This is a genomic window from Leptolyngbya sp. AN10 (genome assembly GCF_050565645.1).
Lineage (GTDB): Bacteria > Cyanobacteriota > Cyanobacteriia > Leptolyngbyales > Leptolyngbyaceae > Leptolyngbya.
On sequence record NZ_JBNXVP010000017.1, the window covers coordinates 44,832 to 65,133 of the forward strand.

The window sequence follows — 20,302 nt, forward strand, 5'->3', positions numbered from 1 at the left end:
CCATGAAACTACTCGGTAAAAGCCTCGATAGTACCGCTCATTCCGTTTCTCACCCGGTCGCTCTGTGTCGTCAACTTGAAACAGGGTATCCTCGCCCACAGCTTCAGCGATCGCAATGGACTAATCTAAACGGTTCTTGGAAATTCTCTTTTAACAATCAAGGAGACTGGAATCAGCCTGCGGATGTTTCTGATTGGACACACACGATCGAGGTTCCCTTTGCGCCTGAGTCAGAGCGGAGCGGCATTGGTGACACTGACTTTCATCCCCACTGTTGGTATGAACGAGAATTTGAAGTGCCCTGCGATCGTCAACGAGTCATACTCCACTTTGGCGCAGTCGATTATCACGCTTCGGTTTGGGTCAATGGTCAATTTGTGGGCAATCACGAAGGCGGTCACACTCCGTTTAGTTTCGACATTACTCATACGCTGAACGCGGAAACCACGCAACACGTTACAGTTTGGGCACAAGATGATCCGCAAGATTTAGCAAAGCCTAGAGGAAAACAAGACTGGCTAACAGAGTCGCATAGTATCTGGTATCCTCGCACGAGCGGAATTTGGCAGACTGTCTGGCTTGAATGTGTCCCGGAAACTTACATTGAGAAGATTCGCTGGACACCGCATTTTGAGCGTTGGGAAATTGGATTTGAAGCTGTCACCGCCGGAAAAAGCTCTGACGACCTCTATATCAAAGTGCGCTTAACGGTTGGCGATCGCTTACTCGTCAATGATATGTACGAAGTTGTGGACGACGCGATCAATCGCCGCATTGCCCTGTCTGATCCTGGCATTGATGACTATCGCAATGCTTTGTTATGGAGTCCTGAGAAACCAACATTGATTGATGCTCATGTTCAGCTTTGGCAAAACGGTGTCTTGATCGATGAAGTCAAGTCCTACACTGCGATGCGAACAGCGAGTATTCAGCGCGATCGCTTCATGCTAAACGGTCATCCCTACTATCTGCGGCTTGTGCTGGATCAAGGTTATTGGACTGAATCCTTGATGACTCCGCCTTCAGATGAAGCTCTGCGCCTTGACATCGAACTCACGAAGAAAATGGGCTTCAATGGCGTTCGTAAGCACCAAAAAATCGAAGATCCCCGCTTTCTCTACTGGGCGGATGTGATGGGCTTATTAGTGTGGGAAGAGATGCCCAGTGCTTATCGATTTACTCGAAAAGCCGTGGAGCGAATCACCAAAGAATGGATGGAAGTGCTCGATCGAGATAGTAGTCATCCGTGTATTATTGCCTGGGTTCCGTTTAATGAATCTTGGGGTGTGCCAAACCTTGCAGAAACGCCTGCTCATCGGCACTATGTTCAAACGCTTTACTATCTGACGAAAACCCTTGATCCGACTCGTCCGGTGATTGGTAATGATGGTTGGGAAAGTACGACTACGGACATTCTCGCGATTCACGACTATGACACTCAGCCTCAACAACTAGCAAAACGCTACGGTCCTGAAGTGAAGCTTTCGGATCTTTTCCAGAACCAGCGACCTGGTGGACGAATTCTCACCCTTGATGGCTATCCGCACCAAGGACAGCCGATCATGCTCACTGAGTTTGGTGGCATCGCTTACACAAAACCAACCGACAAAATTGCCGATCGAGCTTGGGGATACGATCGCACTTCAGATGTTTGCGATCTGCAACAGCGATACTATAGTCTCCTGAGTGCTGTGAATCGGGTCGAAATGTTCAGCGGCTTCTGCTATACGCAGTTAACGGACACTTTCCAGGAAGCAAACGGTTTGCTTTACGCCGATCGCACTCCTAAATTTGATTTTGCCGCGATCGCTTGTGCCACATTGGGCAAGGAAGAAGGCAGCCTACTTCTAGAGTGTGAGATTGCACCCCATTGCAGTGGTTCTTGGCAAAGTTAGAGTCGATTAAGCGATCTGAAGAATACCTCGTTGTTTGCAGTTCTTGTATTGCAGCAGCGGGGTATTTTTCTGCCTGATATAGCCGTACTTATTTCAGTTAGGACACTTCTAGAAAGCCCCCCAGCCCCCAAGTTTGGGAGAGCAAGAGTCTTAGATCATGTTTGAGAAGGACAAAAGGCGGCTTTGCTGCGTTGCGAGTCCGCCCGGAAATGAATCTCCGGGCTAATGGAAGAAACCCCGCTGAAGCGGGCTAAGAAAGTGATACGGAGTTCTTAGCCCAGTTTAGTGGGCTTCCCTGATTAGCCCGGAGATTCATTTCCGGGCGGGTAAATGCGATGAACGATTGCTTTTCAAACACCCTCTTAAGCCCCCAGAATTGGGGGTTTGGGGGCGACTCCGAGGATGTCCTAATCTAAGCTTCTACTGCTATAAAAGTTCGTGTCGATGAATTCATGTCAGCGAATGGTGAGAATCGACTAATCCCACCAACGATAGATAGCAAGTGAATTTGTCGCCCATACGATAAAAGCACACAGCCCCCGGATGAGTTCATGCACAAAATGTTCTGCGTCCAACCTAAGCTTTATTACTAAAAAAACGCTATGAAAGGCTATCTCTTGCCAGCGTCAGAATTTCAAAACGCAAATAAAATAGCAGTCGCGACTGTTCCTGAACTCTGGAATCAACAGCCTCCCTATAATCGTGGTGAACTAAAAACTGGAATTGTTCACTTTGGTCCGGGTCGGTTTTTTCGGGCGCATCTGGCTCGCATTATTCACAAACACTTAGCGCAGAAAGACCCACGCTGGGGAATTTGCGGGGTCAGTCTCAAAAGTAGAGATGCGATCGCAACTCTGCAACCCCAAAATTTTCTCTATACTCTAGTCGAGCGCTACGACGGAGACGAACAGCACGAATCGGCAGATATCATTGGCTCAATCAATCAGATTATCAATGGTGCAGAAAATCCGAACGAAGTGCTTGAATTGATGGCATCGCCCTCTGTTCAGATGGTTACGCTAACAGTGACGCAAGCGGGCTACTGCCTTGATTCACGGTTTAATCTCAATACGAACTGTGATGAAATTGCTCATGATCTAGACAATCCAACTCGCCCTACGACTGTGATTGGCTTCATTGTTGAGGCATTACGACGACGGCGCGATCGCAACCTGAAACCCTTAACGATTCTGTCTTGTGACAACTTACCGAAGAATGGTGATATCTTGCAACGTGCGGTACTAACTTACGCCGAGCAGCTTGATCCAGCACTTGTTGAACATATTGCAAATCAAACAAGCTTTCCGAATACGGTTGTAGACCAAATCGTTCCTCGCCAGTGCGATTCTGACTGTGAATATCCGCGTCAATTACTGAACGTTCATGATGTTGCTCCGATCGTCACAGAACCTTTCTGGCAGTTTGTCGTTGAAGACAAGTTCAGCAGCGATCGACCTTCCTGGGAAGACACAGGCGTGACGATGACCGATAACATCGATCCCTTTTTGTACATCAAGTCAAGACTACTCAATGCGGTTCACACTTTTATTGCTTGTTTAGCGGTTGAAGCTGAAATCGAGTACGTGCATCAAGTTCTTAGATTACCTGAGTTTCACTTGTTTCTCCGATCGCTGATGGATGACATCGCGGCTGCAACTCCAGTCGATTATCAGATGTGCGAACAGTACATCGATCGTGTGTTACTCAGGCTCAGTAATGAAGCGCTCCCCGATGCGATTGAACGGATTGCCACAGAAACTTCTAGAAAGCTCGGTAAGTATATTGTTCCAATTCTGCAAGATGCGTACATTCAAGAAATCAATTCTCACCGCTTGATTCTCCCGATCGCAGCTTGGATGTTAGCAGTACAAGAAAGCAAGTTCAATGTTCAAGATCGGAGTGATGTGATTAGTGCAATTCGAGCAGGAGCAAGCTTTAGTCAGGCTCTTGGGCTGGAACGAAATGAATGTAGCAGGATGCTCGATCGAGAATGCGATCGAGCTTTAAGGGAGATTCGCAGTTTTGGATTATCCGCTACATTAAGGCATCATAATAGTGAGGAGCATTTTCAGAATGATATCGCCGCCTAGAGTTGTCTTGTTCGATCACGATGGAACTGTTGTTGATAGTGAAATTATTGCTCTTAAAAGCGCGTGGCAGCTTACGCTTGAAGTCGCAAATGAGTTTCCTGGTGCAAGATCCTACACGCTTCCTGAGTTTATCAAACAGTTTGCGGGAAAGCCTTATCGAGAAATCTTGATGCAGGTTTATGCAGATTGTCTATCGGCTCTGAGTGAAACTGACATTCAACGACTTGTGCTCGAAGAAGAGGATCGGGCGATCGAACATCTCAGTCTCAACGCGAAACCGACTGCGGGAACTCCTGCTGTATTGAATGAATTAAACGATCGTAATATTGAATTTGCTTTAGTGAGCAACAGCAGTTCGCGACGGTTGAAAGCTTGTTTAATGGCATCTGAACTAACTTGCCACTTTGAGAACGATCGTGTGTTTAGTGCTCACGATTCTCTCCCGGTACGACGACCGAAACCACTTCCCGATATCTATCTTCATGCAGTGCAAAATTTGGGGGTAGATGTTGCAAACTGTATTGCAATCGAAGATTCTGTGAGCGGAGTCAAATCAGCGATCGCGGCTGAGATTCCACTGATTGTTGGCTATGTAGGTGGCGCACATATTACTGATGAAGAGCGCAGCGATCGGATTGCTGTCCTGCAATCAGCGGGTGCTCATCAGATCATCGAACAGATGCCCGAACTCATTTCGTTACTCTAACATCTACGAACTCTATGAACATCTTAGGCAGAATCAAACTTCCCAAATCGCCCGACATCTCTGAACTATACCTTCACTGTAACGAGACAGTCTCGATCGATGAACAGAACGGCAGCAAAAGAGTGGTCTTCCAGCAAGGTGGAGTCATTTCTTCAAGCTCTTACTTCAACTCATTCTATGAAAAATACTATGTTAACTACACATCGCTAAGCTCTATCTACTATGTTTTGGAGCTAGAAGGCAGCTTTAAAGTTGTAGTTTATCGGGAAACCAATGAAAGCAACGAAAGGGAGAAGATTTTAGAAGAAAGCTTCGAGCAGTGTCAACTTTCGTCACCTGTGAAACTTTCATCGATCGAGCTATTGCAAAACGAGAATGCAGGTCGAATCTATGTTGAAATCACCTGTTTAAGCCAAGAAGGTTGTTTTGAATCCGGTTGGATTGCGACCGATCAACCGCGATCGCGAGAAGTATCACTCGGTATCGTCATCTGTACGTACAAGAAAGAGAACTACGTTAGAGAGACAATGGCGACTCTTCTGCAAGATGAGCTACTTCGAGACAAACCCCTTCGAGTGTTCATCTCTGACAATGGTAGAACGCTGAACCCCAGTGAGTTTCAAGATTCAAGAGTCAACATCTTTCCGAACAAGAACGCAGGCGGTAGTGGTGGCTTCACTAGAGGATTGATGGAAGCTCTAGCAGATGGACATTCTTCGCATTTTCTACTAATGGATGACGACATTGAACTAGAAAGCGAAAGTATCTATCGGCTGTTCGCTGTGCACGAGTACGCTAAAACTGAACTGATCGTTGCAGGTGGCTTACTCAGCCTCATTGATAAGCACGTTCTGTATGAAGCAGGAGCAACTTATAGCGAGGACTCTAAAACAAAGGGCGCATCTGGCTCGTTAGTTCCACTCAATCACTGTCTCGACCTGCGACAATCTCAAACCCTCAATCAGCTTCTCGTTGAAGAAGATGCAGATTACGGGGGATTCTGGTTTTGCTCATTCTCTAGAACACTCGTAGACCAACTCAACCTGCCGCTACCGTTCTTTATCAAACTCGATGATGTCGAGTACTGTTTCAGAGCTAAGAAAAAATTCGGCATTCCGATCGTGACATTCCCCTCAATGGCAGTCTGGCACATTCCTGCATCTGCGAAGAAGTTGAACTGGGAAGCCTACTACTATTTCCGCAATGACTTAATCACCTACGCTATCCACTATTCACCCAACTACACGCACGTCGTTAACAACTACACCAGAGAAATTATGCTGGCGTTGTTAATGCCCGACTACGATCGTGCTCAGATGTTGATGAACGCATTTGCAGACTATCTCAAAGGTCCAAGCTTGCTCAAGGACAATGACCCAGAAACGACGCATCCCAAGGTGCTGAAACTCAGTCGGAGCTACGAGAATCAATCTGAAATTGATCCACTCACGCACCTTCATCTTCTGGAGCAATGGACGAGTATTGTATCTGAAGGGCGATCGAAATGGTCGTCTGTTAGCCAGGAGTGGAAGGATGCGGCACAAGAACTGATTTCTCCGACTTTTTGGCAGCAATATCTTGAGCTAGAATCTTCACCGGAAACTCTAGCTGTACAAAGCGTGCATTAGAGGGTGTTTGAGAAGGATAAAAAGCGGCTTTGCTGCGTTGCCAGTCCGCCCGGAAATGAATCTCCGGGCTAATGGAGGAAACCCCGCTGAAGCGGGCTAAGAGAGCAATACGGAGTTCTTAGCCCAGTTTAGTGGGCTTCCCCGATCAGCCCGGAGATTCATTTCCGGGCGGGTGAATGCGATGAATGATTGCTTTCCAAACACCCTCTTAAAGCATCCGCTTAGGCAGCGATCGGATTGTTAAATTAAAGGTTAAGGGTCAGCCTGATTCTGAAATTTGCAGCCACACTAAAGGTATTCACCCAGTTTGCACTACAACCAGGGGTAAGGTTATGACTCAAGCAAAAGAAGACGTTACGATCGCACAGCGACTAGATGATCTCGTGAATCAAGCTCATGCGGCTTGTGGCGAAAATGGCATGATGTCTGGTGAATGTGCTACGGCTTGGGATGCGGTCGAAGAAGTTCAAGCGGAAATTTCACATCGTCGATCGGACACGAAAAGCGCTTTTAATGCTTACTGCGATGAGAATCCGGACGCAGCAGAATGTCGCGTTTACGATGTGTGATCTCATTCGGTCGGGTGACTCGATCGGAGGAGGTTACACTCTTGTCAACTTCCTACACTGAAAACGAGAAAACGAAACGAAGCAAGTCAAGAGCGCCCTGGAGTTCTCCATCTCAGCGCAGAACGATATCTCTGAAGCAGAAGATACGCTTTAGCAATTGCATACACCTCTCAAGCAGTGATCTCAAACATCGCTGCTTTTTTATTGATGATTTAGAGTGGGCACACTAAACGAGTGTGTTCAGTTTCCCGATCATGACCCATCCTCTGCACCCGGACTCGATCGAGAATATTTTGCAAAAGCTTCCACCCGAAGCAAAATCCTGGGCGGAGAGCTTGCCCTGGAATCAGCGGCGTTATGTGTTGTCTCTGTGTCATTTGCTCTGTGCCGCGTCATCTGATGTCAGAGCCGAATTCCTGGATGAATACACTGCAAATGGCTTAATCTCTAAGCTAGTCGAAAATCAGGAAATTCGTCAAAAGGTCAAACTCAACCTCGATCGATTTCAGATCGAAACAGAACTCACAGAACCCGTTCTAAGAGACTACATTCGCCAGTTTTACATCCATTCTGCTCAGGATTCGCGAGTCAAACCGGATCTGATCCTCGAATCTGCACTGCGTGTCGTTGTCAGCACCGAGGAACGAAATCATATTTACAATTACATTCTCGGTTTTGAAATCATCAAATTATTGTTCCGAATGAGTTGGTTACAGCATGAACGGCTTTATCGGCTCCAGCGCAATCAAGAGGAATTCATCACGCTGTATCTCAAGCCGATTCAGCAAACGCATCGATTGAATCAAATCATCGTACCCAGAGATGAAAAGCTATTCTTTGCGCGTCGAGACTACTTTATTCAACGACCAGAAATTTCAGATCGAAAATTAACTCAACTCGCGATCGCAACGTTCACCACCGATGTGATTAGCAATTTCGGCTTTTCAGTGATTCGACATCCCGATGCGATCGTGTTCGATCACGACTATATTTTCGAGATCGAGCCAGAGACAGCGCTTTAGTAAATTTGTCTCAACTTCCAAATTAGATAGAGTACTCCAGCGGCAATTCCTGGCAGGATGACAAACCACACGCCCTCTGATTGACTAACCCCTCCAGACTCAACAATCCACCCGACGAGAAAACCCCACATCCCGTTACCAACTGTCCAACTCAGCAGCGATCGCAACAAATACCGAGAATAAGTTTGCCGAATTAACTGAAGTCGCATGGTAATCGATAGTCCAGTAATCAACCCACCCAGACCACCCGCAAGCATGATGGATTGAGGAATGTCAATTTGTTGTCCGATCAGTTTGGCTAATAGCCATCCGAGCAAGACCATCGCGATCGAAAGTGCCGTGTGCTGAATCGAAGACGGTGCAGGTGGAAATGGCTCGACACGAGGAACGCGAACTGCCTTCTGTTCACAAGGAATGCGAACTGACTCTCGTTCACGAGGAACACGGACTGACTCCTGTTCACGCTGACGAATCGCTTCTACTACGGTACGAATCCCTTGTGCCACGTTCGTAAACGCTTCATCTTGATTTGTCCATAGCGTCACTGCTTTTCCATCTTTCGGAAGTGCTTGCAACTGACTAAACGGCGCACTTCGCCAATCGACCGGACGCAAAATCACAGGAATCACATAAGCTTCACCTCGATCGTGACGTTGCATTGCTCTTTTGAGTTCAATTCCATAGCAATAGTCCGAAGCGATGAAATCAGCGCTAATCAGCAACAAGATCACATCTGCACTGTTGAGATGCTTATCAATCTTGTCTGCCCACTGACTACCGGGCACAATTTGGCGATCGTGCCACGCCTGGATAATTCCATGTTGTTTCAAAACTCCCAGGTGTTTCACTAGCTCATCTTGAAACGGCTCATCTCTGTGAGAGTAAGAGAAGAAAATTTCAACGGGTTTTCTGACCATGCTGACTTTACAAACAGTTGCGATTTTTACGATGCAGCGGACAGAGATTTTTCCTAATCTACAGCACTTCCAGGAATAACTCTAGCTTTTATCGCCTTCTTAATGGGGCTTGACAATCCTTTAAATATTTTGAAGAATAAATTGAAACCCAGGAATTGTGTGTGAAATTACTGAGGTAAATCGTTCACATAGACCGCTTCAATCACACGAAGAGAGCTTGATCAAAGTTCTCAATTTTGTTCGGGCGATTGACTTGACTGGAACGCTCCACGGTTTGATGAATCCGCTGCTGTATCGAATTTTCGCATCCTTACAATAAAGAGCTTTAACTATGCGTAAGTGTATTCCTTATCGCGCTGTTTCAACCTGCTTGTTGTTGCTTCCGACTCTTACGATCGCTCAAGCAGCTTCAGCGAAGCAATTAGTCTTAGATGCTAAACCCTCGGTCGTCCGCATTGAGGCAGGATGTACCGGAACGTACCGCTATACGGAGTATTTCAAAGACGGCAAGGTTAAATCTGAAGAGAATGAGCGAGTGTTTGCGGGAGGAACAGGATCGGGGTTTTTTATCAACACTGAAGGATACATTGTGACAAATGCTCATGTGGTGAGTACGGTCGAGAAAGGTGAAAACGGCTGTAAATCCATTCTGTTCAACAAACTCGTAGAAAAAGTTACCGGAGACAAGCCCGAAGATGTATCGGCGGAAGTCAAATCTCGAATTCGCAACGATAGCAAGTTAGAGGACTTTGTACTTTATCAGAATGTTGTTCTGTTCAACGAATCGAGCGGCGATCGTGGTTATCAATTTAAGTTTGATCTGAAAAAGCTAGGTAAGCCGATCCAAGACACCAAAGATAGTGAAGGCGGAAACAAAGATGTTGCCGTGATTAAAATTGCGCTTAAAAATACACCTGCGTTGTTGTTATCAGACCCCGCTGAAATCGTTCAGTATCAAGATAAAGTGACGACGATTGGCTATCCAGGAGCAGCAGACTTAAATGAGAAAGCACTTTCAGAAGCTTCGGTAATGGATAACACCGTGGCAAATCCAAACAAGATTCTAGCTGATAGAACGCCTGTGATTCAGTTGAATCAAACCATACTTAGGGGAACTTCTGGTGGTCCGGTCTTAAATGAGCAAGGGAAAGTGATCGGAATTGCAACGTTCAGCTTTGGCAACGACGCTGAAGAAGTCGCGTTTGCGGTTCCTGCGAGTGTGATTCGAGAGTTTTTAAGTCCGGCAGGCGCAACAAATCAAACCGGAACAATCAATGAACTCTATCAGCAAGGTCTACAGCTTTATGGACGTGGCGAATACGAAGGTGCAAAGCTCAAGTTTGAAGCGGTCAAAGGATTGTTCAAGTACCATTCCGAAATCGATCGCTTAATTCGCGACTCTAACCAGAAGATTGCAGAACGGGCGGTCAGTCCACAGTTTCTCTTCTGGGGCGTGATCGGCGGATTTACCACATTGATTCTCGTGATTGCCTATCTCTTATTCCGTCAAAAGCCCACTCAACAAATGGCAGGCATTCCGGTGGGTTTAAGCGTTCCGGATGTGTCAGGCAAGAAGCGCGATCGTAAATCGTGGAGAGCGATCTCCAAAGCGGCTTCAGGACTGTTCCGCCCCACCAGTGTCAGCAGTCTGCACCGGATTAATCTCAAGAATGGTGAGGGCAACCAGTTAAGTCTCAACCTCAATCAATCAGAACATCGATTAGGACGGGATGTGAGTTGGTCGAACATCAAATTTCCCACTCAAGGCTGGGGTGTGATTTCTCGTAAACAAGCGATCTTCCGCAAAAAGGGCGATATCTACTATCTGTTTGATGGAGATGGCAACGGCACTTCCAGCACGAACGGAATTTATCTTGACGGGACTCCGATTCCAAGCTCTGGAATCGAACTCAGAGATGGAATGCAAGTCAAAATCGGCAACGATCCCAGCAATTTAGTGACTCTGTCTTACTCGAATGCGAATGGGCAGATCGATCGCACAGATGTCAGCCACCAGTAATTGATTCAGAGGCATCAAGTCATGATGAGAAAAATTCTGGGCAGACAGCACCGCATGTCTCAGGGAGGTGGGCGAGTCACTCCACGCGAATACTATATGCCGAAGGGAGTCAAACTGGCTCAAAGGTACGAAGTCCTCGATTATCTTGGCGAAGGTGGGTTTAGTCGAACCTACATTGCCGGAGATTTGCTTAGACCTGGAAAGCCCCGCTGTGTCGTAAAGCATCTCCAACCTGCGAATCCTGATCCTGAGTTTTTGCAGGACGCTTGGCGATTGTTTCAACAAGAAGCAGAAATCTTAGAAAACTTAGGCAATCATGATCAAATTCCTCGGTTGTTAGCGTACTTTCGCGATGATCAAGAGTTCTACCTAGTACAAGAGTTTATTGCTGGTGAACCTTTGAGCGCTAAGCTCATTGCAGGACAACCTTGGCAAGAACATCAGGTCTATCAGATGCTCATCGAAGTCTTGACGGTGTTGGCATTTGTGCATGACCATCAGGTGATTCATCGCGATATCAAGCCAGAGAATTTGATTTGCCGCCAAGCCGATCGCAAATTGGTGCTCGTTGATTTTGGAGCAGTCAAGCAGATTCGGCGATCGCATGTTGTCAAACAAGGTCATACCAGCGTGACGATTTCTGTAGGAACGCTCGGCTATATGCCTCCAGAACAGTTCAGCGGCAAACCCCGTCCGAGCAGTGATATATATGCGTTGGGAATTACCGCGATTCAAGCATTGACGGGACAATCGCCCGAAGCGTTCAAAGATGATCTTGATGCGGATGAACGATCGTGGCAGCAGTTTGCAACAGTAAGCCAACCGATTGCAGACGTGATTACAAAGATGGTGCGATATCGAGCGATCGAGCGCTATCAAACCGCGACACAAGCGTTAGATGATTTGCTGCAATTGAGCGCTCAAATCGAGCCGATTGCAACCGCTGAAACAGAAAGTACAACTCCAGCCACGATTGTTTCACCAGCGCCGATTGCCGAAACATCACCTGTGGAAGCTGCGGTCGAGTCATCGAATTCAACACTGCAACAATCGGAAGTCACGGTCGAATTACCCAAGCCTGCGAATCCCATGCTTGAAGTACCGGAAGCAACCCTTGTTTCAGCCAAGCCATCAGACCCAATTCCGGTTCCAGCGGCAACCCTAGTTTCTCACTCACAGCCATCCAAGGTCGGAGAAGCTCGATCAAGTACTTCCAAATTAACTCCAGAAGCGTTGCCACAACCACGAGCGCCCCAGCATCGTAGGCTTGCGATTTGGATTGGAACAGGCGCGGCGATAAGTGCGATTGTTGGACTCGTTACGTTTGTGCTCACACGACAACCTCAATCCGCGCCGCCTGCTCCAGTCGTACAAGCACCTGATCCGAATCCGATCGATTCGGATCAAGTCCTATTCAACGAAGCTGTAAGCATCGCTCAGAGCGGCGACTTAGAAAAAGCAATCGAAACAATTCAGACGATCTCAAATCGTTCTTCGCTTCATTCTAAAGCTCAAGAAAAAGTCTTTTCCTGGCAAGCCAGATTGATTCAGAGTTACCTGCGATCGGAAATTCCCAGAAAGAATCCTGACCTAAAGGATCTGATCGACGCGATTAAGCCCACGGTTGAAAAATTGGATGCAGAGCAAATCACGATTCGATACGACAGTTCGGCGAATCCCGATTTTTCGAGCGATCGCGGACATCGAATTATTACAGCACTGTTTATGGGACGCTTGCGAGGCAATCCCAGAGAAGACATTCCAGCCTACAAAAATCTCACGTTCAACCAGATTCAGGTGTTCCATGCTCAAGGTGATCAGACCGCCGTCTTAACCGAGCGCGATTGGAATGCCTATGTGAACAGCACAGCCGACGAAGAAACGCTCTTCGGCAAAGTTCAGATGGTTGCTCGAAAATAACTTACCTTAATTAATGCAGGAGTATGAGTGTGGTTAAACGCACAAAGACTTATCTGGTCAGCAGTCTAATGAGTTTGGGTCTTGTTTTGTCGATGGCACTGCAAGCGATCGCGTCGATCGAAGGTGCAGCAGCAGGCTTGGGACGCAGTAAACCCGCTGCACCATCTGAACCTGCTCCTATTCAACAACCTGATCCCCCCGCTCCCGCCCCGATCAATTCAGGCGGTGGAAGTAGTGAACCTGTTTATAGTCCTCCAGTACGACGCGGCAGTTCAGGTCGCAGGACTCCACGCCCACAGCCGCAGCCCGAATCTAGAAAACCGACGGTTAAGCCAATTAATTTTGTCGATCCTCACTTCGGAGTTCTTGCCAGGGGGGATCTTGTTGCTGACAAGCGCTACTATCACGTCTACTACTTTGAAGGCAAGAAAAACCAGCCTGTTACCATTCGGCTCGTCGGCAGCAGTGACGGACGGTTAGGATTAACGCCTGCCTTGTTTGTGTATGCCCCGAATAGTAAGGAGATCATTGCCAGAAGATACGCTGGGGACAAAACAGGGCGAAATGCGTTTGTTTATCTGCGCTTACCTGAAGATGGAACGTATCGGATTATCGTGACCAGTGTGAAAGAGAATGCGACAGGACGATATAGCTTGATGATGAGGGACGATCGAGCGACGTATCTGCTCGATAAAGTATCGGACTTAACGGCTAACAGTCCGAAATTAACAAAAGACAATAGTCCATATGAGTTGTTTGAGTTTCAAGGTAGGCGCGATCAGTTCATAAATATCCGCGTAGATAGTGTGCGTGCAGAATTTTTCCCGACTGTGTTCTTACTAAACTCGAAGGGCGATGTGATTACAACTAGTCGAGATGTCAATTATCTATTTCGTGCCATGATCGAGCGAACTCAGCTGCCCTCAGACGATAAGTATTACATCATGGTGAACTCTTCCACCTCAGATCGACGGGGACGGTTTCGAGTCAGTGTGTATTAATTGCAAAATGAGATCGTCAAAACCGACGATCTCATTTGACCCGAACTGAGTTAAAATCATCCAAGTGCCTGGAGAGGTGGCAGAGTGGTCGATCGCGTTCGACTTGAAATCGAATGAACCGAAAGGTTCCGTGGGTTCGAATCCCACCCTCTCCGTTTTTACACTTGAACTTCAATTAACGCCTGTCCGGTCAAACTGAACGGGCGAACTTCGGTGATTTTGACTTTGACTAATTTTCCGCGCAGTTCGTCGATCGAGCCTGCAAAGAATGTCAATCGATTGCCGCGTGTCCGTCCCATTACTTGAGTCGGATCTTTCGGATTTTGCGCTTCGACTAAGACTTCCTCAATTCGTCCTGCATATCTTTGAGAGCGATCGGCTGCGGTTTGCGACACTAATCGATTCATCCGCTGTAATCGATCGGCTTTCACTTCTTCGGATAACTGAGTTTCCCAAACTGCCGCAGGAGTGCCCGGACGTGGAGAATAAGCGGCTGTGTTGATCAAATCAAAGCCAATATCCTCAACGAGTTTGAGCGTGTTTTGGAATTGTTCTTCAGTTTCGCCAGGAAAACCAACGATCGCATCTGCACTAATCGAGGCATCGGGCATATATTCGCGAATCGTATTGATAATTCGACGATAGCGCTCATGAGTGTATCCTCGCGCCATTGCCTTGAGGACTTCGTTATCTCCAGACTGGAATGGAATATGAAAATGCTCACAGACCTTGGGAAGTTCCGCACAGGCGCGGATCAATCGCTCGGTGAAATAGCGCGGATGACTGGTCGCGAAACGAATACGATCGATACCTTCCACATCATGCACAAAGTAAAGCAAATCTGTGAAGGTGTGCAGATTTCGCCCTTCTGGAGTTGTTCCGGGAAGATCGCGCCCATACGCATCAATGTTCTGACCGAGCAGCGTCACTTCCTTGTAACCCTGAGCCGCTAAGGATTCAATTTCAGCCCGAATTGCTTCTGGGGTCCGAGATTGTTCCACACCGCGCACACTCGGAACCACACAGTAAGTACAGCGCTCATTACAGCCGTAAATCACATTCACCCAAGCTGTAACTTGGCTATCTCGTCTCGGTTTCGTAATATCTTCGACAATATGAATCGGATCAGTCGCAACGACTTGGTTTCCGTTAAACACTTGTTCGAGCAAATCTTCGAGTTGATTCGCGTACTGCGGACCCATCACCAGATCGAGTTCGGGAACGCGACGTAAAAGGGATTCTCCTTCTTGTTGCGCCACACATCCCGCAATCACGATCGTAATATCAGGGTTTTCTTGTTTCCGTTGTGCCTGCCGTCCTAGATATGAATAGACTTTCTGTTCAGCGTTATCGCGGATCGTGCAGGTATTGTAGAGAATCAAATCCGCTTCATTTGGCTCTTCTGACCATTCAAAGCCCATTGTTTCCAGAATTCCAGCCATACGTTCGGAGTCTGCCTTGTTCATTTGGCAGCCAAACGTGGTGATGTGATAGCGACGAGAAGCAGTCATGGGCGACAAGAAATAAACTCAGAACCTCATTCTAGATTGATTTCGTTTGATTTGCTGAGATCGAAAAAAGAGCGATCGAATAGATATAGCGGTAGAAGTTTAGATTAGGACATCCTCGGAGTTGCCCCCAAACCCCCAATTCTGGGGGCTTAAGACTCTTGCTTCCCCAAGCTTGGGGGCTGGGGGGCTTCTTAGAAGTGTCCTAACTGAAGTAGGTACTGCTATTCGATCGCTCTCCTCAACTCCTCAATCTGTCTTTTATGCTTCGACAGTCTCGATCGCCTTCTTTCTTGCACGTCTCAGACCGCCAATGATGCCCGAAACAATCAATCCAGGAATCGGCGTGAATGCGAATGGAATCGGTGTAATTTCATCTGCATCAATTTGAAACGCATTTCTGATACCGTTTCCAGCACCCCAATCTAGAGAACCATTTCCCGTAAATCTGTAGTTAACAAACGCCCATCCGGAGCTGTTCAGCGCGGTCGGTAAATCTCCAGGACCTGTTGGCAGTCCGGTTACGGGATCGGTCGGTCCATTCTCGTACCAGTTGTATGCCCCACCTGCAAGATATAACCAGTAGGTGGTATTGGGAGCTAACACAACCGAACCGCTCGTTGATGTCACTCGAAAAACGTTTCGTCCTCCACCTGTTGGAGTTGGATTAAAGTTTCCAAGCGTTGCGACAACCGCAGTACCAGGATTTCCAGGGTTACTCAGGCTGTCTTCGCGCAATTCAACGATCGGAGCATCACTAGCGTCCAGACCGACCAGACCCAGATCAGCAAAATTGAACGCCCAAGTCCGGCTATCTGTGGTAAATCCCACCGCTTTTCGCTGTGGAGCAGGCAGACTCGTTGCAGGGTCGATATTGCTATCGTTAATGCTAGAGGTATTCGTGTTAGAGATTGGAAATAAATTATTCCCGATCACGCTAAGTGCATGAGTGGGAGTTGCCCAACCCAGTGACACGATCGCTGCTCCCGCCGCACCTAGGGGCAGGAGACTTGTTTTACTCTTCATCATGGGATTCAATCTCTCAGAGAGTTTGCCTGAATCGTACTGTTCATGCTTGGGGCGGTAGCTCGAAAAAATGCGGAACTCGATCGAGAAATTCACTCCGCTCCTCGTAGAATTACGAACATCGATTCGCAGAATTTAGGAGCCATTCTGGGCATTCATAGCAGAACCCTCTCTGAATCGATGTTTGCCCCAAATTTCATGCTGAGATTAAAACAATACTCGATCGTTTTTCTGCTCATCCTCACATTTTGGTTCAGTCAAATTACGGATGCCTTGGCTGAACCCAAAACTTGTCGAATCGGAACTTACATTACGACACTCCGCGACTTAGAACCGACTACGAAAGCGTTTGGAGCGGACTTCTGGATCTGGAGCGTTTGCCCCTCGAAAGACTTAGATCCGATCAAAAACATTGAATTTGTCAATGCGACCAAAATCGAAAGAATGTATAACAGCGTAACCGAGCGCAAAGACAAAACCGGGAATTTCCAGGCACAAGACAAAGTGTATTGGACACAAGAAAAGATCAAAGCAACGCTGTCGCATCCGTGGGATGTCCGAAACTATCCGTTCGATCGACATACGTTAAAAATCCATCTCGAAGAATCGACGCTTGATACGTCTGCTTTCGTCTACACGCCCGATACAAAGAACTCTAGTTACCGCAGCAAAATGCGAATTGAAGGTTGGCGCATCACGGACTTTCAGATCGCTCCAAAAAACACCGTCTATGAGTCCACCTTTGGTGATCCAGAATTAACGACCGGAAAGAGCGAATATTCTGGCATGGAAATCGAGATCAAGGTTCAGCGCTACAAAGTCATGACGTTCCTAAAAGTGACTGCGGGCGTATATGCGGCTGCGTTAATTACCTTGTTGTCGTTCTTTTTCAATACCGCAGAAAGTGGCTTTACAACTTCACGGTTAAGTCTACTCAGTACGGCGCTATTTGCAACGCTCGTGAATATGCGAGGCATCGAAAATATTTTGGGTCGAACTGAGCAATTAACGCTAGTCGATAAGATTCACATTACAACTTTGGCGTATATTTTTGTCGCAGTCGCGATCGCAATTTATTCTCGCTGGTTGGTAGAACACAAATGTGCAGATCGTGCGATTCGGTTCGATCGACAAATTTGTATGCCGCTCTTTAGCATTTCATTCGCGATCGCCAATCTCCTACTGATTTTGCAAGCGAATCTTATGGGTTAGTTTGTTGCAGCGATCGAATTGCGTCTGCTGCCTGTTGCCGTGCTTGTGGATTGTTTTGCTGCTGATAGAGCCGTTCTGCGGCGCGGTAATCCTTTAAAGCTGCGGAACGATCGCCTCGTCTTGCAGCGAGATTGGCTCGGTTAAAGTAGGCATCTGCGAGAGCGGGATCGAGTCGAATCGCTTCGTTGTAATCTGCGATCGCGGCATCCACATTGCCATTGTTTGCATATTCAACGCCGCGATTGTAATAGAGATTGGCGGCACGATTGGCGGGAGTGGGACTTAGGTTCAGAGCTTCCGTGAATGCTTCGATCGCGGCGTTGCTATTTCCCGCTTGTGCTCTGCGAGTTCCTTCATCAAACCAACCTTGGGCACTGGCAATCTGAGGACGCGATCCAGGAAACGGTTGGAACAATGCCCAGAGCACCGCACCGAATAAGCCTAGAACCGCTAAACTTGCCAGTCCTAATCGAACGAGTTCTGGGGAAATATTGCGCTCTTGAAGGAATCGAGAAGCCGGATCATTTGCGGGTTCGACCTCTTCATCGGGCGATCGCAGCAATCGACGTTCTCTGAGAAATTGAGTGAGACGATTGCCACCCGAACTTTCGAGCGGAGTATCACTTTCGACCGTTGCCTCGACTGGGACTGCTAAAGGTGCTTCTGTGATTGGTTCGCTCACAAATGTGGCAGCAGGAATTGGCTCTGTAGCAAAAGGATTTGGAGGAAGTTCGTATTCTTGACGAAGCTGTAACAATTCGGCTTGAGTATTGTCACTGAGCGGCGATTCTCGCTGGCTGACTTCTTCACGAACTCGATCGAACTGTCGTTGCTTTTCCTGCATTAATCGGTGCGGCATCATCGCATCTTCTCGAATCGCACTGGCAACAGCGGGAGAAATTCCTTCTTTGACTTGTCGGGCTTGCAGAATGTTGTGACCAACGATCGAGATTTCGCCCTGACTTGCGAGACTCATCGCTTGTCTACGAAATTCCGTATGAGGTGCATACACAATCACCATCGTGTAGCCGTCTGCTTGACTGTGAAGTGTGGGAGAAAGCGCAGGTTGCGTATATTCAAAATGTTTATCAAGATAGGCGTGAAGTTCGCTGACGTTGACTGTGCCATCTAGGGGCTGATTCGCGATTCCGTCTGCCATTCCGGTTTCCAAGGCATCGAGTAAAAATCGGCTGTAGGTCGAAAGCTGTTTAGATTTGTGTTCGATCGAGTAGTCGATCGAGGTTGGAGAAGTGAGTAACGCTCGACGATTGCTGCTGAATTCTTGCGCGATCGCTTCAAAATCTTGCTTGGAAATCATGCCCTTGGCAAAGGTTCCCGTGAAGCAACAGTCGAGGATGACGACTTCTTGATTCGATCGACAAGCTTCGAGTTCTGCTTTCAGTTCTTCAAGGGAATACGCGGTTAGTTCTAAATTGGCTCGAATCGTGTCGCGACAGGGGAAAAGAATTTGTCCTTGGTCGTTCAGAATCGCGTGACCTGAAATGTAAATCAGCGTCGTTTCGTCCGGGTCGCGCAGAGTGCAAAACGTCTCGATCGTTTCTCGAAGTTGTCTCAGCGGTGGATTGGATAGCACCATGACATCATCGCTACGACTTGCCCCAATATCCGGACGACGCAGTAACTCTTTCAGAGCTTCAACATCATTTGTGGCAGCAGACAGCGCAGGAATGCTGGAATCATCAAATTGTCCCAAGCCAATGAGTAGTGCTTCTGTCATGTATCTGCTTTCCCGATTTAACTGCAAATTCACAGCAATTATGTGCAAACATTCTGAACTTTTCAAGCCGATTAAACAAGTGGTTTCGGCTGCATTCCTAATCGATCGATGATTAATTCCTCGTCGTGCGATCGTTCTGGGTTTGGTGCTGTTAACAGTTTTGCCCCGGTAAAAATCGAGTTCGCACCTGCGAAAAAGCACATCGCTTGCAGTTCGTCGCTCATCTGAGTTCTACCTGCGGACAATCGCACCATTGCTTTTGGAAATAGGACTCGAGTGGTAGCAATCATGCGAACGAGGGCAATTCCATCGATCGGGGTCGAACTCTCTAGCGGCGTTCCTTCAATTGGAATCAGTGCATTAATCGGAATCGATTCGGGTGGCGGATTCAATGTGGTCAAAGTTTCGAGGAGAGAGATGCGATCGTCGATCGATTCCCCTAATCCCAAAATTCCACCGCAGCAGACAGAAATCCCCGCATCGCTTACGGCTCGAATCGTTTCTAGTCGATCTTGATACGTCCGAGTCGTAATCACTTTGCTGTAATACTCTTCTGAAGTATCGAGATTGTGATTGTATGCAGTCAATCCCGCTTCTTTCAATTGCTGTGCCTGATGCGGTTTGAGCATTCCCAGAGTGCAACAGACTTCGAGTTCCAAAGCCGCCACTTGACGCACCATTTCTAAAACTCGATCGAACTGTGCCCCGTCTCGCACTTCCCGCCAAGCTGCTCCCATACAGAACCGCGTCGATCCGCCTGCTTTCGCCGCCTTCGCGTCTTCCAACACCGCATCCAAATTCATCAGCGGTTCCGGTTTCAGTCCCGTATTGTGATGGACACTTTGAGCGCAATAGCCGCAATCTTCAGGACAAGCCCCGCTCTTAATATTTCCCAACGTACAAAACTGTACCTGTCGCGGATCGTGGTGTTCGCGATGAACTCGTTGCGCCTCAAATAGAAGATCTGGGAACGGCTGATGATAAATTTGGGCGATGCGATCGCGAGAAGAAACAGCAGCAATCATAAGAAAATACGTGGTAGTTGTGGAA

15 protein-coding genes and 1 tRNA gene are annotated in these 20,302 nt (G+C 47.5%); 11 read left to right on the top strand and 5 right to left on the bottom strand.

Annotated elements, in window-relative coordinates:
- The first annotated feature begins 2 nt into the window (after positions 1–2).
- The 6 genes from ACQ4M5_RS22850 (at position 3) to ACQ4M5_RS22875 (ending at position 7,910) form a co-directional block, all read left to right on the top strand.
- Positions 3–1,895, top strand: coding sequence for a glycoside hydrolase family 2 protein (locus tag ACQ4M5_RS22850; protein ID WP_430677986.1), 1,893 nt, complete (start codon positions 3–5; stop codon positions 1,893–1,895).
- 602 nt (positions 1,896–2,497) lie between these two features.
- Positions 2,498–3,985: a mannitol dehydrogenase family protein gene (locus ACQ4M5_RS22855; protein WP_430677987.1), complete on the top strand. Its 1,488-nt coding sequence runs from the start codon at positions 2,498–2,500 to the stop codon at positions 3,983–3,985.
- Positions 3,969–4,691, top strand: a complete 723-nt coding sequence (locus tag ACQ4M5_RS22860) for an HAD family hydrolase (protein WP_430677988.1) — start codon at positions 3,969–3,971, stop codon at positions 4,689–4,691. Before ACQ4M5_RS22855 ends, ACQ4M5_RS22860 begins: the two co-directional genes overlap by 17 nt.
- Positions 4,692–4,705: 14 nt before the next feature.
- Positions 4,706–6,319, top strand: a complete 1,614-nt coding sequence (locus tag ACQ4M5_RS22865; protein WP_430677989.1) for a glycosyltransferase family 2 protein — start codon at positions 4,706–4,708, stop codon at positions 6,317–6,319.
- A gap of 332 nt (positions 6,320–6,651) precedes the next feature.
- The gene (locus ACQ4M5_RS22870; protein ID WP_430677991.1) at positions 6,652–6,888 is read left to right on the top strand and encodes a CP12 domain-containing protein; all 237 of its coding nucleotides are present in this window, start codon (positions 6,652–6,654) and stop codon (positions 6,886–6,888) included.
- Positions 6,889–7,142: 254 nt separating this feature from the next.
- Positions 7,143–7,910: a cobyrinic acid a,c-diamide synthase gene (locus ACQ4M5_RS22875; RefSeq protein WP_430677992.1), complete on the top strand. Its 768-nt coding sequence runs from the start codon at positions 7,143–7,145 to the stop codon at positions 7,908–7,910.
- Here ACQ4M5_RS22875 and ACQ4M5_RS22880 read toward each other — a convergent pair.
- Positions 7,907–8,827: a toll/interleukin-1 receptor domain-containing protein gene (locus ACQ4M5_RS22880; protein ID WP_430677993.1), complete on the bottom strand. Its 921-nt coding sequence runs from the start codon at positions 8,825–8,827 to the stop codon at positions 7,907–7,909. The genes ACQ4M5_RS22875 and ACQ4M5_RS22880 overlap by 4 nt on opposite strands.
- A 331-nt stretch (positions 8,828–9,158) precedes the next feature.
- Between ACQ4M5_RS22880 and ACQ4M5_RS22885 the strand changes: the two genes are divergently transcribed.
- From ACQ4M5_RS22885 to ACQ4M5_RS22900, 4 genes are all read left to right on the top strand, one after another.
- On the top strand, positions 9,159–10,847 hold the full coding sequence (locus tag ACQ4M5_RS22885; protein WP_430677994.1) for a trypsin-like peptidase domain-containing protein: 1,689 nt from the start codon (positions 9,159–9,161) through the stop codon (positions 10,845–10,847).
- Positions 10,848–10,868: 21 nt separating this feature from the next.
- Positions 10,869–12,767, top strand: coding sequence for a protein kinase domain-containing protein (locus tag ACQ4M5_RS22890; RefSeq protein ID WP_430677995.1), 1,899 nt, complete (start codon positions 10,869–10,871; stop codon positions 12,765–12,767).
- Between the two features lie 29 nt (positions 12,768–12,796).
- On the top strand, positions 12,797–13,768 hold the full coding sequence (locus ACQ4M5_RS22895) for a PPC domain-containing protein (RefSeq protein ID WP_430677996.1): 972 nt from the start codon (positions 12,797–12,799) through the stop codon (positions 13,766–13,768).
- 70 nt (positions 13,769–13,838) lie between these two features.
- Positions 13,839–13,923 (top strand) — tRNA-Ser (locus ACQ4M5_RS22900).
- 3 nt (positions 13,924–13,926) lie between these two features.
- Here the strand turns inward: ACQ4M5_RS22900 and miaB are convergent.
- Together miaB and ACQ4M5_RS22910 are read right to left on the bottom strand one after the other, a co-directional pair.
- Positions 13,927–15,279 (bottom strand): tRNA (N6-isopentenyl adenosine(37)-C2)-methylthiotransferase MiaB, encoded by a 1,353-nt coding sequence (gene miaB, locus ACQ4M5_RS22905; protein WP_430677997.1) that lies wholly within the window; start codon positions 15,277–15,279, stop codon positions 13,927–13,929.
- A gap of 258 nt (positions 15,280–15,537) precedes the next feature.
- A complete protein-coding gene (locus tag ACQ4M5_RS22910; protein WP_430677998.1) occupies positions 15,538–16,305 on the bottom strand; it encodes a PFE-CTERM domain-containing protein in 768 nt (255 codons plus the stop codon).
- A gap of 42 nt (positions 16,306–16,347) precedes the next feature.
- On the opposite strand from ACQ4M5_RS22910, the gene ACQ4M5_RS22915 reads away from it, so the two are divergent.
- Complete coding sequence (locus tag ACQ4M5_RS22915) at positions 16,348–17,514, top strand: hypothetical protein (RefSeq protein WP_430677999.1); 1,167 nt, start codon at positions 16,348–16,350, stop codon at positions 17,512–17,514.
- On the opposite strand, the gene ACQ4M5_RS22920 is transcribed toward ACQ4M5_RS22915, so the two are convergent.
- Complete coding sequence (locus ACQ4M5_RS22920) at positions 17,504–19,252, bottom strand: tetratricopeptide repeat protein (RefSeq protein WP_430678000.1); 1,749 nt, start codon at positions 19,250–19,252, stop codon at positions 17,504–17,506. The two genes, ACQ4M5_RS22915 and ACQ4M5_RS22920, sit on opposite strands and share 11 nt — an antisense overlap.
- Before the next feature lie 71 nt (positions 19,253–19,323).
- A complete protein-coding gene (gene bioB / locus ACQ4M5_RS22925; RefSeq protein WP_430678001.1) occupies positions 19,324–20,277 on the bottom strand; it encodes a biotin synthase BioB in 954 nt (317 codons plus the stop codon).
- Between the last annotated feature and the right edge of the window lie 25 nt (positions 20,278–20,302).